This is a genomic window from Stenotrophomonas sp. 80084_Sma (assembly GCF_056481995.1).
The window spans coordinates 4,170,374-4,187,129 of the sequence record NZ_CM151177.1 but is presented as its reverse complement, the minus strand read 5'-3'; the positions used below and the strand labels follow the sequence as shown (position 1 = coordinate 4,187,129).

Annotated in this window: 14 protein-coding genes; 7 read left to right on the top strand and 7 right to left on the bottom strand. The window is 65.7% G+C overall.

Going from position 1 to position 16,756, the window contains the following annotated elements:
* The first annotated feature begins 3 nt into the window (after positions 1 to 3).
* From atpA to ACZK3W_RS19235, 4 genes are all read left to right on the top strand, one after another.
* Positions 4 to 1,551, top strand: coding sequence for a F0F1 ATP synthase subunit alpha (atpA, locus tag ACZK3W_RS19250; RefSeq protein WP_032129047.1), 1,548 nt, complete (start codon positions 4 to 6; stop codon positions 1,549 to 1,551).
* 97 nt (positions 1,552 to 1,648) lie between these two features.
* Positions 1,649 to 2,512 carry a F0F1 ATP synthase subunit gamma gene (gene atpG, locus ACZK3W_RS19245; RefSeq protein WP_094001056.1) on the top strand — a complete coding sequence of 288 codons (864 nt, stop codon included), beginning with the start codon at positions 1,649 to 1,651 and terminating at the stop codon, positions 2,510 to 2,512.
* Between the two features lie 38 nt (positions 2,513 to 2,550).
* Complete coding sequence (gene atpD / locus ACZK3W_RS19240) at positions 2,551 to 3,957, top strand: F0F1 ATP synthase subunit beta (RefSeq protein ID WP_032129045.1); 1,407 nt, start codon at positions 2,551 to 2,553, stop codon at positions 3,955 to 3,957.
* Positions 3,958 to 4,070: 113 nt separating this feature from the next.
* On the top strand, positions 4,071 to 4,493 hold the full coding sequence (locus ACZK3W_RS19235) for a F0F1 ATP synthase subunit epsilon (protein WP_005419509.1): 423 nt from the start codon (positions 4,071 to 4,073) through the stop codon (positions 4,491 to 4,493).
* 198 nt (positions 4,494 to 4,691) lie between these two features.
* On the opposite strand, the gene ACZK3W_RS19230 is transcribed toward ACZK3W_RS19235, so the two are convergent.
* On the bottom strand, positions 4,692 to 5,075 hold the full coding sequence (locus tag ACZK3W_RS19230; protein WP_164080126.1) for a GtrA family protein: 384 nt from the start codon (positions 5,073 to 5,075) through the stop codon (positions 4,692 to 4,694).
* A gap of 83 nt (positions 5,076 to 5,158) precedes the next feature.
* Between ACZK3W_RS19230 and glmU the strand changes: the two genes are divergently transcribed.
* Together glmU and ACZK3W_RS19220 are read left to right on the top strand one after the other, a co-directional pair.
* Positions 5,159 to 6,526, top strand: coding sequence for a bifunctional UDP-N-acetylglucosamine diphosphorylase/glucosamine-1-phosphate N-acetyltransferase GlmU (glmU, locus tag ACZK3W_RS19225; RefSeq protein WP_478450194.1), 1,368 nt, complete (start codon positions 5,159 to 5,161; stop codon positions 6,524 to 6,526).
* The gene (locus ACZK3W_RS19220) at positions 6,495 to 7,028 is read left to right on the top strand and encodes a GNAT family N-acetyltransferase (RefSeq protein WP_478450193.1); all 534 of its coding nucleotides are present in this window, start codon (positions 6,495 to 6,497) and stop codon (positions 7,026 to 7,028) included. Before glmU ends, ACZK3W_RS19220 begins: the two co-directional genes overlap by 32 nt.
* 47 nt (positions 7,029 to 7,075) lie before the next feature.
* Here ACZK3W_RS19220 and ACZK3W_RS19215 read toward each other — a convergent pair whose 3' ends face one another.
* The 6 genes from ACZK3W_RS19215 to ACZK3W_RS19190 all read right to left on the bottom strand — a co-directional run bounded on the left by ACZK3W_RS19215 (position 7,076) and on the right by ACZK3W_RS19190 (position 14,534).
* The gene (locus tag ACZK3W_RS19215) at positions 7,076 to 8,428 is read right to left on the bottom strand and encodes a sensor histidine kinase (RefSeq protein WP_049399192.1); all 1,353 of its coding nucleotides are present in this window, start codon (positions 8,426 to 8,428) and stop codon (positions 7,076 to 7,078) included.
* Positions 8,425 to 9,771, bottom strand: coding sequence for a sigma-54-dependent transcriptional regulator (locus tag ACZK3W_RS19210; protein ID WP_032129058.1), 1,347 nt, complete (start codon positions 9,769 to 9,771; stop codon positions 8,425 to 8,427). The genes ACZK3W_RS19215 and ACZK3W_RS19210 overlap by 4 nt, the downstream gene beginning before the upstream one ends.
* A 176-nt stretch (positions 9,772 to 9,947) precedes the next feature.
* Positions 9,948 to 11,162 carry an ABC transporter permease gene (locus ACZK3W_RS19205; protein WP_285301738.1) on the bottom strand — a complete coding sequence of 405 codons (1,215 nt, stop codon included), beginning with the start codon at positions 11,160 to 11,162 and terminating at the stop codon, positions 9,948 to 9,950.
* A 21-nt stretch (positions 11,163 to 11,183) separates the two neighbouring features.
* Positions 11,184 to 12,485 carry an ABC transporter permease gene (locus tag ACZK3W_RS19200; protein ID WP_197616699.1) on the bottom strand — a complete coding sequence of 434 codons (1,302 nt, stop codon included), beginning with the start codon at positions 12,483 to 12,485 and terminating at the stop codon, positions 11,184 to 11,186.
* Between the two features lie 10 nt (positions 12,486 to 12,495).
* A complete protein-coding gene (locus ACZK3W_RS19195) occupies positions 12,496 to 13,221 on the bottom strand; it encodes an ABC transporter ATP-binding protein (protein ID WP_032129038.1) in 726 nt (241 codons plus the stop codon).
* Positions 13,222 to 13,256: 35 nt separating this feature from the next.
* Complete coding sequence (locus ACZK3W_RS19190) at positions 13,257 to 14,534, bottom strand: efflux RND transporter periplasmic adaptor subunit (protein ID WP_049399200.1); 1,278 nt, start codon at positions 14,532 to 14,534, stop codon at positions 13,257 to 13,259.
* A 203-nt stretch (positions 14,535 to 14,737) separates the two neighbouring features.
* Between ACZK3W_RS19190 and glmS the strand changes: the two genes are divergently transcribed.
* Entirely contained in the window at positions 14,738 to 16,576 is a 1,839-nt protein-coding gene (gene glmS, locus ACZK3W_RS19185) for a glutamine--fructose-6-phosphate transaminase (isomerizing) (protein WP_478450192.1), read from the top strand.
* Positions 16,577 to 16,756: the final 180 nt, after the last annotated feature.

Below are 16,756 nucleotides of genomic sequence, written 5' to 3'. Positions count from 1 at the left end.
ACGATGGCAACCACGCTCAACCCCTCCGAAATCAGCGAACTGATCAAGAACCGCATCGAGAAGGTCAAGCTGGCCGCGGAATCGCGCAACGAAGGCACCGTGACCAGCGTGTCCGACGGCATCGTGCGCATCTTCGGTCTGGCCGACGTGATGCAGGGCGAAATGATCGAACTGCCGAACAACACCTTCGCCCTCGCCCTGAACCTGGAGCGCGACTCGGTCGGCGCCGTGGTCCTGGGTGACTACGAAAACCTGCGCGAAGGCGACGTCGCCAAGACCACCGGCCGCATCCTGGAAGTGCCGGTCGGTCCGGAACTGCTGGGCCGCGTGGTGAACGCGCTGGGCGAGCCGATCGACGGCAAGGGCCCGCTGGGCACCGACCTGACCGCTCCGGTGGAGCGCGTTGCGCCGGGCGTGATCTGGCGCAAGTCGGTCGACCAGCCGGTGCAGACCGGCTACAAGTCGGTCGACTCGATGATCCCGATCGGCCGTGGCCAGCGCGAGCTGATCATCGGTGACCGCCAGACCGGCAAGACCGCGATGGCGATCGATGCGGTGATCAACCAGAAGGGCACCGGCATCAAGTGCGTGTACGTTGCGATCGGCCAGAAGGCTTCGACCATCGCTAACATCGTGCGCAAGCTGGAAGAGAACGGCGCGCTGGCCCACACCATCGTGGTGGCCGCGACTGCTTCCGAATCGGCTGCCATGCAGTACATCAGCGCCTACTCGGGCTGCACCATGGGTGAGTACTTCATGGACCGCGGCGAAGACGCGCTGATCGTGTACGACGATCTGTCCAAGCAGGCCGTCGCCTACCGCCAGATCTCGCTGCTGCTGAAGCGCCCGCCGGGCCGTGAAGCCTACCCGGGTGACGTGTTCTACCTGCACTCCCGTCTGCTCGAGCGCGCTGCCCGCGTGTCCGAGGAATACGTCGAAAAGTTCACCGAAGGCAAGGTCACCGGCAAGACCGGTTCGCTGACCGCGCTGCCGATCATCGAAACCCAGGCCGGCGACGTGTCCGCCTTCGTTCCGACCAACGTGATCTCGATCACCGACGGCCAGATCTTCCTGGAAACCGACCTGTTCAACGCCGGCATCCGCCCGGCCGTGAACGCCGGTATCTCGGTGTCGCGCGTCGGTGGCTCGGCCCAGACCAAGATCATCAAGAAGCTGTCGGGCGGCATCCGTATCTCGCTGGCCCAGTACCGCGAGCTGGCTGCGTTCGCGCAGTTCGCCTCGGACCTGGACGAAGCCACCCGCAAGCAGCTGGAGCGTGGCCAGCGCGTCACCGAACTGATGAAGCAGAAGCAGTACGCGCCGATGTCGATCGCCAACCAGGCGCTGTCGATCTACGCCGTCAACGAGGGTTACCTCGACGACGTGCCGGTCAACAAGCTGCTGGCGTTCGAAGAAGGCCTGCACGCCCACTTCGCCAACACCCAGGGCGAGCTGGTCAGCAAGGTCAACGCCACCGGCGGTTGGGACAACGACATCGAAGGTGCCTTCAAGAAGGGCATCGCCGAGTTCAAGACCACCGGCAGCTGGTAATCGCGGTCCTGTAGAGCGGAGCCTCTGGCTCCGCTGGACCAGATGACAAACGGTTGAACAACGCGGGGCAGCAGCCCCGCGCCACGGGAAACAAGAGATGGCAAGCGGACGCGAAATCAAAACCAAGATCAAGAGCGTGCAGAACACCCGCAAGGTGACGCGCGCCCTGGAAATGGTCTCGGCCTCCAAGATCCGCAAGGCGCAGGATCGGATGAAGACCTCGCGTCCGTACGCGCAGGCGATGAAGCAGGTGATCGGTCACCTGGCCCAGGCCAGCACCGACTACCAGCATCCGTTCCTGGTCGAGCGTGAGCAGGTCAAGCGGGTCGGCTTCATCGTGATCTCCTCCGATCGCGGCCTGGCCGGCGGCCTGAACAACAACCTGTTCCGCAAGATGCTGGGCGAAGCCAAGGCATGGCAGGACAAGGGTGCGGAAGTGGACCTGGTGACCATCGGCCAGAAGGCTTCGACCTTCTTCCGCCGCGTGAAGGTCAACATGGTCGGCAGCGTGACCCACATCGGCGACGTGCCGAAGCTGGAATCGCTGATCGGTGTGATCAAGGTCATGCTCGACGCCTTCACCGAAGGCAAGATCGACCGCGTGTACCTGGTCTACAACCGCTTCGTGAACACCATGGTGCAGAAGGCCAGCTTCGATCAGCTGCTGCCGCTGCCGCCGGCTGAGAAGCAGGTCGCTCACCACGACTGGGACTACCTGTACGAACCCGATGCCGCGACCGTGCTCGAGCACGTGATGACGCGTTACATCGAGTCGCTGGTGTACCAGGCACTGCTGGAAAACGTCGCCTCCGAGCATGCCGCACGCATGGTTGCGATGAAGGCGGCGAGCGACAACGCCAACAAGCTGATCGGCGAACTGCAGCTCGTCTACAACAAGGCGCGCCAGGCAGCGATCACCCAGGAAATCTCCGAAATCGTCGGCGGCGCGGCAGCAGTCTGACCGCGTTCGTTCAAAGCACACATTTAGAGGATGCAGCAATGAGTCAGGGCAAGATCGTTCAGATCATCGGCGCGGTCGTCGACGTCGAATTCCCGCGTGAGTCGGTGCCGAAGGTGTACGACGCACTGAAGGTCGACAACACCGAAATCACCCTCGAAGTCCAGCAGCAGCTGGGCGACGGCGTGGTGCGTACCATCGCCCTCGGTTCCACCGACGGCCTGAAGCGCAACCTGGTCGCCACCAACACCGACCGCGGTATCTCGGTGCCGGTCGGCGCTGGCACCCTGGGCCGCATCATGGACGTGCTCGGCCGTCCGATCGACGAAGCCGGCCCGGTGGCCGCCAGCGACAGCTGGGAAATCCACCGTGCGGCCCCGTCGTACGAAGACCAGTCCCCGGCTACCGAGCTGCTGGAAACCGGCATCAAGGTCATCGACCTGATGTGCCCGTTCGCCAAGGGCGGCAAGGTCGGCCTGTTCGGCGGCGCCGGCGTCGGCAAGACCGTCAACATGATGGAACTGATCAACAACATCGCCAAGGCGCACAGCGGTCTGTCCGTGTTCGCCGGCGTGGGTGAGCGTACCCGTGAGGGCAACGACTTCTACCACGAAATGAAGGACTCCAACGTCCTCGACAAGGTGGCGATGGTGTACGGCCAGATGAACGAGCCGCCGGGCAACCGTCTGCGCGTCGCCCTGACCGGCCTGACCATGGCCGAGTACTTCCGCGACGAGAAGGACGAAAACGGCAAGGGCAAGGACGTCCTGCTGTTCGTCGACAACATCTACCGTTACACCCTGGCCGGTACCGAAGTGTCGGCACTGCTGGGCCGTATGCCGTCCGCCGTGGGTTACCAGCCGACCCTGGCCGAGGAAATGGGCGTCCTGCAGGAGCGCATCACCTCGACCAAGAACGGTTCGATCACCTCGATCCAGGCCGTCTACGTTCCCGCGGACGACCTGACCGACCCGTCGCCGGCGACCACCTTCGCCCACCTGGACTCGACCGTCACCCTGTCGCGTTCGATCGCCTCGCTGGGTATCTACCCGGCCGTCGATCCGCTGGATTCCACCAGCCGCCAGATGGATCCGCTGGTCATCGGCCACGAGCACTACGACACCGCCCAGCGCGTCCAGCAGACCCTGCAGAAGTACAAGGAACTGAAGGACATCATCGCGATCCTGGGCATGGACGAGCTGTCCGAAGAGGACAAGCAGGCCGTGTCGCGCGCCCGTAAGATCGAGCGCTTCTTCAGCCAGCCGTTCCACGTGGCCGAAGTGTTCACCGGTTCGCCGGGCAAGTACGTGCCGCTGAAGGACACCATCCGTGGCTTCAAGGCCATCGTCGATGGCGAGTACGACCACCTGCCGGAGCAGGCGTTCTACATGGTCGGCGGCATCGAAGAAGCGGTCGAGAAGGCCAAGAAGATGGCCGAGAAGGCCTGATCCGGGACGGGCGGGAGCGATCCTGCCCGACCTGACGCCGGCGCCGGGCAACCGCCCGCGCCGGTGGACTCCCACGGTGGCATTGCGCCGCCGCGAACAGCGAAGAGATTTGCATGAGCACGATCCGTTGCGACATCGTCAGCGCCGAGCAGGAAATCTTCCGTGGCGAAGCGACCCTGGTCGTGGCCACCGGTGAGCTGGGCGAACTGGGCATCGCGCCCAAGCACGCGCCGCTGATCACCCGCCTGAAGCCGGGCAAGGTGGTGGTGACCACGCCGAACGGCGAGCAGCTGGATTTCGCCATTTCCGGCGGCATCCTGGAAGTGCAGCCGCAGGTGGTGACCGTGCTGGCCGACACCGCGATCCGCGCGCAGGACATCGACGAAGCCTCGGTCCGCAAGGCCAAGGAAGAAGCCGAGCGCATCCTGGCCAACCGCGGCGAAGCGATGGAAGTGGCTGAAGCCCAGCAGAAGCTGGCCGAAGCCGTCGTCCAGCTGCAGGCGCTGGAGCGCCTGCGCAAGAACCTCAAGCACTGAGGTTTCTCGCGCTGCATCCACGAGAACGCCGGCCCTGTGCCGGCGTTTTTGTTTGTGCGGGGTAGAGTGTCGGCTGGGCAGAGTCGACTGTCAGTCGACTATCGCGCGCAGCGCGGGATTTCCGCAGTCTGATGGAAGAGCAGTCGACCAACAGTCGACTCTACCGATCCCGATCCCGATCCCGATCCCAGCGCCGTATCAGCGGTAGACCACGTAGCGCATCAGCAGGAAGGAAACGCACGCCAGCCCGCCTTCCACCAGCGGCTTGGCCAGCCAGGTGTACTGCAGGCCCAGCGCGTGGTCGACCAGGCTCACCAGCAACGTGCTTGTCGCAGTCAGCAGCAGCCACAGCCCGAAGAAGCGTGAAAATCGACGCCAGCCAAGGCGCGCATCACCTGCGTTGGCAAAGGTGTAACGGCCGTTGAGCCAGAAGCCCAGCAGCATCCCGGCCAGGCGTCCGGCAATGTTGGCAGGCACCACCGGCAGGCCCAGCGCGGTCGCGGCGACGAACACCAGCCAGTCGAGCAGCAGCTGCACGAGCCCGATGATGAGATAGGTGCTTCCCTGGCGGACGAGGCCCATCAGTGCGGTGAAGGAGGTGGGATGCACATGTTAACGGCCCACGCTCTAGAATCATCGGCAACGAACCACGGACTGCCGTTTCCATGACCCAACCCCTGCACGTCATCATCCTCGCCGCTGGCGCGGGCAAGCGCATGAAGTCGGTGCTGCCGAAGGTGCTGCAGCCGATCGCCGGCCAGCCGATGCTGGCGCATGTGATCGATGCGGCCCGCGAACTGCAGCCCTCGGCGATCCACGTGGTCTACGGCCATGGTGGTGAAGCGGTGCGCCAGTACTTCGCCGACCAGCCCGACCTGCAATGGGCTGAGCAGGCACGGCAGCTGGGCACCGGCCATGCGGTGGCCCAGGCGATGCCGCAGGTGCCTGACGCCGCGCAGGTGCTGGTGCTGTACGGCGACGTGCCACTGATCCGCGCGCAGACCCTGCGCGACCTGCTGGCGCAGCCGGGTCGCCTGGCGGTGCTGGTCGCCGATGTCGATGACCCGACCGGTTATGGCCGCGTGCTGCGCGATGCCGAAGGCAAGGTGGGTTCGATCGTCGAGCAGAAGGATGCCAATGACGATCAGCTGCGCGTGCGCACGATCAACACCGGCATCATTGCCGCCGAGTCGACCGCGTTGCGGCGCTGGTTGTCGCAGCTGTCCAACAGCAATGCACAGGGCGAGTACTACCTGACCGACGTGTTCGCCTTTGCCGCGCACGAGTACACCCCGGCCGAGATGGCGCTGGTGGCCGACGCACAGGAAGCCGAAGGGGCAAACGATCCCTGGCAGCTTTCGCAGCTGGAGCGTGCCTGGCAGCGCCGCGCGGTGCGAGCGCTGTGCGCGCAGGGCGCGCGCGTACGCGATCCGGCACGTCTCGATATCCGTGGCACTGTCACCGTGGGCAGTGACGTGCTGATCGATGTCGATGTCGTTCTGGAAGGCCACATCGTGCTCGGCGACGGCGTCACCGTGGGCCCCTTCAACCGGCTGAAGGACGTCAATCTTGGCCCGGGCACCGAAGTGCGCGCGCATTGTGATCTTGAAGGCGTGGTCACCGAAGGTGCTGCGCTGGTAGGACCGTTCGCGCGGCTGCGTCCGGGGACCGTGCTCGCAGACGGCGTGCACGTGGGCAACTTCGTCGAGACCAAGAAGGTCACCCTCGGTGTTGGCAGCAAGGCCAACCACCTGACCTACCTGGGCGATGCGGTGATCGGCAGCAAGGTGAACATCGGTGCCGGCACCATCACCTGCAACTACGACGGCGTGAACAAGTCGACCACCACCATCGGCGACAACGCCTTCATTGGTTCCAACAGTTCGCTGGTAGCGCCGGTGACCATTGGCGACAGCGCGACGATTGCCGCCGGTTCGGTCATCACCCGCGACGCTCCGGATGGCAAGCTGACACTGGCACGTGCACGACAGGAAACCATCGATGGCTGGAAGCGCCCGCTCAAGAAGTCCTGAGCCACGCATCCCGCATGCCGACGAACTCGGCATGCTGCCGGCAATTGAACAACGTGCCGGCGAACTGCTGAAGGGCCACCCGGCCTACACGGTGTTCGCCGGCCATGGGCTGGACCTGCAGACGCTGCAGGATGGCCTTCAACGTGGCCAGTTGTGGGTGGTGGATGCGGCTGACGGTGGTATCGCGGGTTACCTGCTGGCCGGCGAACTCTGCGGTGAATTCCATGTGCTGCAGATGGACGTGGATCCCGCACACGCGCGGCGTGGCCACGGCCGCGCTTTGCTGCGCCATGCCTTGGCGCAGGCGAGGGTGGGAGGCTACGCGGCCGCGGTGCTGACCACGCTGTCCGATGTGCCGTGGAATGCGGCCTTCTATGCCAGCGAAGGATTCGACGTAGTGCCCGAGGCGCAGTGGAACGATGGCCTGCGCGCGGTGATGGCCGAAGAGGCTGCGCTCGGGTTCCCGATGCACCTGCGGGTGGCGATGCGGCAGGTTTGGTAGGTGCCGACCTTGGTCGGCACATCCGCGCATGGCGTGGACCTACCCGCTCAACCCACCGGCAACAGGATCGACACGCACAACCCGCCATCGCCGCGATTCTGCAGTGATACCCGGCCGCCATGCGCTTCCACGATCTCGCGGGTCAAGGCCAAGCCCAGCCCGGTACCATTGCGCTTGGTCGAATAGAACGGCATCAGCGCATTCTGCAGCACCTGCTCGTTCATGCCCTTGCCGCGATCCAGTACGTCCAGGCGCAGCCACTGCGGCAGCCGCGTGAGTTGCACCTGTACGTCGTCGTTGGGCGGTTCTGCTTCGGCGCAGGCTTCGTGCGCGTTCTTCAACAGGTTCAGCAGTGCCTGCCCGAACTGGGCGATGTCGATGCGGCTGCTCAGTTCCTCGTCCGGCTCACGTTCCATGCCGAATGGGATCTGCTGGCGCAGGCTGGACAGGAAGGGGGCCCAGTGCACGGTCTGCAACTGCGGTTGCGGCAGCTTGGCAAAGCGCGCATAGCCGCGGATGAAGCCTTCCAGGTGGCGTGCACGATCCTCGATGGTGGTGAAGATCTCCGGCAGCCGGTCAAAGCGCTCACGCTGCACCAGTACACCGCCGGAGTGGGCCAGCGAGGCAATCGGTGCCAGCGAGTTGTTGAGCTCGTGGCTGATCACCCGGATCACCTTCTTCCAGGTCTGTACTTCCTGGCGGCGCAGCTCGGCGGTCAGCAGGCGCACCAGCAGCAGGTCGTGCGGACGACCATTGAGCTGGAAGGCGCGGCGCGAGAGGTGGTACACCTGCTCGTCGTCCTCATCGCCGTCCTCGCCCTCGGCATGCACCGCGAACAGGCTGTCGCCACCGCGGGCGATGGCATCGCGCAGCTCCACCGGCACCTGTTCCAGCACGTCCTCCAAGCGCTGGCCTTCCAGCTTCCAGCCGCCATGCAGCAGCTTGCGCGCAGCCAGATTGGAGAACACCACGCGGGCGATGCCATCACCGCCCGAGGCGATCAGCAGCATCGCCACCGGCGTGTTCTGCACCATCGTGTCCAGCAGAAGTTCGCGTTGCACCAGGCCCTGCCGCTGTGCACGCAGCACATCGCCCAGTTCGCGGTGTGCCTGCACCAGGTCGCCGAGCTCGTCATTGCCGGGCCAGTGCACGCCGAAGTTGTATTCGCCGTCGCGATAGCTGCTGGTGGTGCCCGCCAGGGCCCGCATCAGTGACCGCACCGGGGCGGTAGCGCGACGCAGGGTCCACCACATCAGCGACAGCAGGATCAACGCCGACACCGTGGTCACCACCCAACCATGGTCCATCCAGTAGGCCAGCAGCCACGGCAACGCGGCGGCCAGCGCCAGCACCGGCAGCAGGCGCAGGAACAGGCGGAAAGTGAACGAGCGCCGTTTCATTCGCGCGGGATACCGTGGCGGTCCATGCGCCGGTACAGCGCCTGGCGGCTCAGGCCGAGTTCGGCGGCGGCCTGGGCGATGACGCCATGGTTGCGCGCCAGTACCTCTTCGATGCGCGCGCGGTCGGGGTCATTGCCCGCACTGGGGGCCGGGCGCGGTGCGGCGGCTGCGCGCGGCAGATTGAGATCGGCCACTTCAATGCGGTTGCCGGTGGCCAGCAGTTCGGCGCGCTGGATCACGTTGCGCAGTTCGCGCACGTTGCCTGGCCACGGGTGCCGCTGCAGGGCGGCGGTGGCGGCGCTGGACAGGGGCTTGCCAGCGGTCAGGAAGCGCTCCGCCAGCGGCACGATGTCGCCCGGGCGATCGGCCAGCGGCGGCAGCACCAGTTCCACCGTGTTGAGGCGGTAGTAGAGGTCTTCGCGGAAGGTGCCGTCGCGGATCATCGCCGGCAGGTCGGCATTGGTCGCGCTGACCACGCGGACCTTGACCTGGCGTTCGCGGTTGGAGCCCAGGCGCTCGAAGCGGCCGGTTTCCAGCACACGCAGCAGCTTCATCTGCCCGCCCAGCGACAGGTTGCCGATCTCATCCAGGAACAGGGTGCCACCATCGGCGGCCTCGAACTTGCCTTCGCGCGCCTTGTTGGCGCCGGTATACGCACCGGCCTCGGCACCGAACAGTTCGGCCTCGATCAGTTCCGAAGGCAGCGCGCCACAGTTGACCGCCACGAATGGACCCTTGGCCACCAGGGAATTGGCCTGGATGATCTGCGCGATCTTCTCCTTGCCGGCACCGTTCGCGCCGGTGATCAGTACCGGCAGTTCCGAGCGTGCGACCTGGCAGGCGAGAGCGATGACGCGCTCGCTGGCAGGGTCGGCGAAGACCGCGCCGCACAGGTCATACTTCTCTTCCAGCGCATTGCGCTGGCGCAGTTCACGGCTGCGGCGCCGGTCCAGTTCGCGGCGCGCCTCGGACAGTTCCAGCAGGTTGTTGACCGTGGTCATCAGCTTGCGGTCGTCCCAGGGCTTGGCCAGGTAGTCGGCCGCACCGGCCTTGACCAGATCCACCGCGCTGCTGAGGTGGGTCCAGGCGGTCAGCAGGATCACCGGCAGATCGGGATGGCGCGCGCGGATCTGCGCGAACAGGGCCTCGCCTTCTTCGCCGGAGGTGGTGTCCTCGCTGAAGTTCATGTCCTGGATCACCAGGTCGACCGGCTGCGACTCCAGCAGGGCCAGCCCTTCGGACGGGCTCTGCGCCTGCAGGGTGTCGATGTCGTGCAGGGAGAACAGCACGTCCAGCGCGGTACCCACGCTGGCGTTGTCGTCGATGATCAGGATCGCAGGCATCAAGCGGTTCTGCAGAAAGGGATGGGCGGCGCCGTTGGAGCCGTTCGTGTCCACGCACCGGGAGAGCCCGGCGCCACCCATCAAGCATAGCGAAACCCGTGGCTGTGCAGGAGCGGCCCTCGGGGAAGGCCGGAGGCCGGGCCATCGACACGGCCCGGCCTGTCTGGAGCGGAGCCTCAGGTGCCCCGGGTGGCGACCGCCGGCGGGACAGCCGCAGCCCGGCGGGCCGGGCCGAACACGGCGATCTGGCCCAGTGCCCACAGCAGCAGTGCACCCAGCGGCAGGTACAGCAGCGGCATGCGCGGCAGCTCGTACAGATTCATCAAGGCCAGATTGATCGCGTAGGCCGCCAGCATGCCCAGCACGATGCCCAGCGTGGCCAGCAGGAAGTTCTCGGTCTGGAAGTAGCGCAGGATCTGCCCGCGGGTCGCGCCCAGCGCACGGCGGATGCCGATCTGCTTGCTGCGCTGCTGCACCCAGAAGCTGGCCAGGCCGATGATGCCCAGCGCGGTGACCACCAGCAACGAGACGCAGACGGTGATCAGCAGACCGACCATCGCGCGGTCGTTCTTGAAGTAGTCCTTGCGCTGATCCTCGTAGGTCTCCTTCTCGCGCACCAGTCGATTGGGGTCATTGCGTTCAAGCGCGGCGATCGCACCCTTGAGTACTTCCTCGCGCCGTTCCGGGGCGGTACGCAGCACATAGGGGCCCTGGGTGAAATCAGTTCGCACCGGCAGCACCATCGACAGCGTGGTGTTGTTGTTGTAGTCGGTGGGCGTTGCCAGTGCGGCGACGATGCCGACCACGTGCAGCGGCTGCTTGCCCATGTAGAACGTCTTGCCCAGTGCATTCTCGCCCGGGTACAGCTTGTCAGCGAGGGTGCGGCTGATGATCACCGAGGACGCCGTATTGGACGAGGCGTTCTTCTGTGCGTCCTCGAAGTTGCTGTACTCGCTGGACTGGAAGTCACGGCCGGCGGTCAGCTGCAGTCCAAGCGTGGGCAGTCCGCCTTCGCCGAACATGTACATGGTGACGAAGGCGGTCGGACGCTCCTGCTCCTGTTTAAGCGAAACGCTGGTATTGGAGGAGTTCGGGCGGAACGGCAGCTGGTTGACCTTGGCTGCGGCAGTCACGCCGGGCACCGCACGCAGGGCAGACAGGTCTTCCAGAGTGCGGGACTGACCGTTGGTCTGTTTGCCGATGCCGCTGACCCGGACGAACACCAGTTCGTTCTCGGCCAGGCCGCTGGTCTGGCTGATCCGTTCCACGCGCTGGGTGACCAGGAACAGGGCGTTGCAGACGATGGCGCAGGTCAGGGCGACTTCCAGCACGATCAGGGCGGCGGCCGTCTTGTGCCGGCGCAGGGTGCTGAGGATGGGGCGGATATCCATGGGAGGTCCTCGTACTCGTGCTTACTGCGACTTGAGCTGGATGGCCGGGGTGACCTGCATCGCGCGCCAGGCGGGCAGGAAACCGGCGGCGAGACTGGCGAACAGGGTCAGGCCGATGGCCAGCAGCAGCATGCTGCCGTCCAGGTGGGCGAGATCCGCGTAGTCCACGGGTTGCTGGCGTACCGCGTACAGTCCAAGCAGGGCCAGGCCGATGCCGAGCACACCGCCGGCAACGCCGATTGCACCAGCTTCCACCAGGCACTGCAGGAAGATCTGCCCCCGGCTGGCGCCGAGGGCGCGACGCACGCCGATTTCGCCGCTGCGGCGCAGGAACTTGGCCAGCAGCAGGCCCACCGTGTTGACCAGGCAGACGCCGAGGAAGCCCAGTGCCAGCCACATCTGCAGGCGCACGTCGCTGGGCACGGCGTTCTTGAACGTCAACCACTCCATTACCGGGCGAAGCCGCACGTTGGTGGGACGCTCGAAACGCCCTGCTGCACGCTGCTGGTCCGAGTAGTTGACCAGGTAGCTGCGGTAGTCCTCGACCTTGGCAGGGTCCAGCTCTACCCAGTACTGGATCCAGCTGCACGGCGCGCTGATCGAGTTGCTGCTGCCATCGGGATTCTCGCCAAAGCAGTTCATGTTGCCGTTGCTGCCGAACTCCAGGTCCATCGCGGTCGAGAACGGCACCAGCAGGTCTTCATCCTTGCCGTAGTTGCCGGTGGTCAGATCGAAGAAGTGGGGTTCGGGGTTCCACTTCTTCATCACGCCGATCACCCGCAGTGAATGGCCACTCAGGCGGATCTCGCGACCCGTGCTGTCGGCACCCTGGAACAGTTTGTCGTTGATCGCTTTCGACAGCACCACCACGCGGCTGCGGCTCTCATCGTCGCTGCTGCTCCAGGCGCGCCCGTACTGCATCGGCACGTCGAACATCGGGAAGAAATCAGCCGACGTCCAGCGCGTATCCACCGAGAACGGCTTGAGCGTGCTGAGCTCCGGTTCCACCGTGCCGCCGCCCGCACTCATCATCGCCTGGCGGACGCCGCGCTTCTCGCGCAGCAGGGTCTCGGCATCGCGCCGGGTCATCTGTTCCTCAGGCTCCTCACCCGGGGTATAGCCGCCACGCGGACGCGGCTCGACCTGCACATAGAACAGCTGGTCACTCTTGCCGGGAATCGGGTCACCGGACAGCACGTGGAACACGGTCAACGTGGTCATCGAGGCGCCGATGCCGAGCGCGATAGCGATCACCATCAGCGCGGTCAGTACCTTGTTGCGGCGGAAGCTGCGCACCGCCAATCGGGCGTAGTAGGCGAACATGGTCGGGCCCTCACTCGTTGACGGCGACGATGTGGCGCGGCGGGGTGGCCAGCACCGGCTCGCGCACCAGGTCGGTCACCTGGCCATCGACGATGTGCACGTTGCGCTGCGCGCGCGCAGCCAGTTCCGGGTCGTGGGTGACCATCACGATGGTGGTGCCGGCAGCGTTGATCTCCTCCAGCAGTTCCATCACGCCGCGGGCCATCTGTGTGTCCAGGTTGCCGGTCGGTTCGTCGGCCAGCAGCAGGCGCGGGCTGCCGGCAAGCGCACGCGCGATGGCCGCGCGCTGCTGCTGGCCACCCGACAGTTCATTCGGATAATGCTTCATGCGCGAGCCGAGGCCGACCTGGCTCAGCGCCTTCTCGATACGTTCGCGGCGCTCGTTGGCGCTCATCTTCCTGTAGCGCAGCGGCACGTCGACGTTGTCGAACAGGTTCAGGTCGGGGATCAGGTTGAAGCCCTGGAAGATGAAGCCGATCTTCTGGTTGCGCAGGCGGCTGCGGGCGTCGTCGCCCAGCGTGCTCACGTCCTGGCCGTCCAGCATGTAGGTGCCGCTGGTGAAGGTTTCCAGCAGGCCGGCGATATTGAGGAAGGTGGTCTTGCCGGAGCCTGACGGGCCGGTGACGGCGACGAACTCGCCTTCCTTGACCTGCAGTTCCAGCGAGCGCAGTGCGTGGGTTTCCACCTGTTCGGTGCGGAAGACCTTGGCGACCGAACGCATTTCGAGCATGTACATGGGGTGTCCTCTCTCCAGGATTCAGGTATCAGGTATCAGTTGACGGAGACGCGTTCGGCGTCCTTGAACAGGTCGCTGCCAGAGACCACGATGCGGTCGCCCGGCTGCACACCCGACTTGATTTCCACTTCGCCCAGGCTGCTGACGCCCAGTTCCACCGGACGCCGCACTGCGGTGCGGCCATCCATCACGTAGGCGATGCCGTTGCCCTGTTCGACGAACGGGCCGCGCTCAACCTTCAGCACGTCCTTGCGGGTGTCGAGCAGCACGCGCACCGACATCCGCTGGCTCTGGCGCAGGCCTTCCGGCTGCGCGCTGGCGAAGCGCACGCGGGCGTTGACCTCGCCGTTGACCACTTCCGGCGACACCGCACTGATCTCGCCCGGGAACGGCTTGCCGTTGCCGCCGGTCAGCTGCGCCGGCATGCCGATCGCCAGGTCGCGGGCGAAGCTCTCCGGCACCTTGATCTCGACCTCGAACTTGGACAGGTCGACCACGCCCAGCACGGGCGCATTGGCGGCCAGGTTGGTGGACTGGACGGCCTGCACCTGGCCGACCTGGCCGTCGAACGGTGCGCGCAGGGTCAGCGCGTCCACCTGGCGCTGCACCTCGGCCACCACCGCCTTCTGGCGGTCGGCCAGCAGGCGCTTGTTGCGGGCGTCCAGGTCCGCGCCCTGGCTCTGCAGGCGGGCATCGGTGGTGGCGTTGGCCAGGGTGATATCGGCCTTCTTCAGCGAGTCCTTGGCCTTGGCCAGATCGATCTGCGGTACTGCACCGCCGTCGTAACCGCGCTGGTAGCGCTGCAGGTCGCGGTCGGCGGCCTGGCGCTCGATGGTGGCCTGGTCGGTTTCCTTGCGCGACTTGGCGCGGGCCAGGGTGGCGTCCAGCGCGGCGCGGCTGGCCTCGGCTTCCAGGCCGGCCAGGGTGGCCTGCTCCTGGGCCAGCTTGCTGCGCAGTTCCGGGCTGTCGATGACCGCCAGCTCCTGGTCCTTCTTGACCACGTCACCGGCAACGACTTTCAGGTCCACGGTACCGGCCGAGATGGCGTACAGGATCGGGCTGTTGGCGGCGATCACGCGGCCGTCGGCGGCGATGTCGCGGACCAGGTCACCGCGCTTCACTTCGGCGATGCGCACGCGGCTGCTGTCGTAGGAGCGGCTGGCGTTGGACCAGGCGTACACGGCCCAGCCGATGCCGGCCAGCAGCGCGATGGCGCCCAGTGCCGGCCAGCGGTAACGCTGCCAGTTGGCGCGGGTGGTGCCGGCCGGGGCGGAGGAAACGATCTGGTCCTGTGCGGAGGTGTCGCGGATCATCGGGTGCGTGCCTGACGGTGGTAGTGGGTACCAAGCACGTAGCGTGCCAACTTTATTTCCTTGTGGGTCAATGGGTTGGGAGGCGCCCTGAAGTGTCCGGGTGTCCGCGGACACCTTTCCGGACACTTTCATTAAGCGGACAGGAGGGGGAGCGCGGGCCCGCAGGCTAGAATGCGGCGATCGTCTTCAAGGAAACGCGTGACATGTGTGGAATCGTGGGTGCGATCGCTGATCGCGACGTAGTGCCGGTGCTGATCGAAGGCCTGAAGCGCCTTGAGTACCGTGGTTACGATTCCTCGGGCATCGCGGTGATCGACCATGCCGAACGGCCGGATGTGCGCCGCGTGCGTCGTACCGGCCGTGTGTCGGAAATGGCCACTGCGGCCGAGGCCAAGGGCTTCAATGCAGTGCTGGGCATCGGCCACACCCGCTGGGCCACCCACGGTGGTGTCACCGAGGCCAACGCGCATCCGCACATCAGCCACGGCGTGGCACTGGTGCACAACGGCATCATTGAAAATCACGAGGAGCAGCGCGAGAAGCTGCGTGCCCTGGGTTACACCTTCGAGTCGCAGACCGACACCGAAGTCATCGCGCACCTGATCCATCACCACCTGAAGGACGGCGACGACCTGCTGGTGGCGCTGCAGCACACGGTGAAGGAGCTGACCGGTGCCTACGCACTGGCTGTGGTCAGCCGCGCCGAGCCGGAACGCTTCGTCTGCGCGCGCATGGGCTGCCCGCTGCTGATCGGCCTGGGCGAGGGCGAGAACTTCGTGGCGTCCGACGTTTCGGCGGTGATCTCGGCCACCCGCAAGGTGATCTTCCTGGAAGAGGGCGACACCGCCGAAATCCGCCGCGACGGCGTGCGCATCTTCGATGAGCATGACCAGCCGATCGAGCGCGAGGTGCACCTGTCCGACGTATCGCTGGCATCGCTGGAGCTGGGCCCGTACCGCCACTTCATGCAGAAGGAAATCCACGAGCAGCCGCGCGCGCTGGGCGACACCATCGAGGCAGCGATCGACGCCGGTGGTTTCCCGGCCGAACTGTTCGGCAAGAATGCCGAGGCCGTGCTGTCAGGCATCGAAGGCGTGCAGATCATCGCCTGCGGCACCAGCTATTACGCCGGCCTGACCGCGCGCTACTGGATCGAAGCCATCGCCGGGCTGCCGTGCAGCGTGGAGATCGCCAGCGAGTACCGCTACCGCGCCGCGTATGCCAACCCGAAGCACCTGATCGTCACCATCTCCCAGTCCGGCGAAACGCTGGATACGATGGAAGCGCTGAAGTACGCCAAGTCGCTGGGCCACAAGCACACGCTGTCGATCTGCAATGTGCCGGAAAGCGCGATTCCGCGCGCCAGCGAGCTGGTCTGCTATACCCGTGCCGGCGCCGAGATCGGCGTGGCGTCGACCAAGGCCTTCACCACCCAGCTGGCCGCACTGTTCCAGCTGACCGTGGTGCTGGGCAAGCTGCATGGCCGCATCGACGCGGCGCAGGAAGCGGACTACCTGGAGCAGCTGCGCTTCCTGCCGGGCAGCGTGCAGCACGCGCTGAACATGGAGCCGCAGATCGCCGCCTGGGCCGAGCGTTTCGCGCGCAAGAGCAGCGCACTGTTCCTGGGGCGTGGCCTGCATTACCCGATCGCGCTGGAAGGCGCGCTCAAGCTCAAGGAAATCTCCTACATCCACGCCGAGGCCTATCCGGCGGGCGAGCTGAAGCATGGCCCGCTGGCGCTGGTGGACGAGGACATGCCGGTAGTGGTGATCGCGCCCAACGACAGCCTGCTGGAGAAGGTGAAGTCGAACATGCAGGAAGTACGCGCGCGCGGCGGCGAGCTGTTCGTGTTCGCCGACCAGGACAGCAACTTCAACGAGTCCGAAGGCGTGCATGTGATCCGTACGCCGCGCCATGCCGGCGTGCTCAGCCCCATCGTGCACACCATCCCGGTGCAGCTGCTGGCGTACCACACCGCACTGGCACGTGGCACCGACGTGGACAAGCCGCGCAACTTGGCCAAGAGCGTGACGGTGGAGTAACTCCGCCGGAACCGCTGGAAGCTGCATGCGAAAGGGGCCCCACGTGGGCCCCTTTCGTTTGCGCCGGTGGTCGTGCCAAGTGGGACAGCCGCCGGGTGTTCTGTCCGCTGTCGGCAGCAGGCAATCAATCTTTAATGCGCGACATCGCCTGTATTCAGCGGCGGTTTCAGCCGCGGTGCC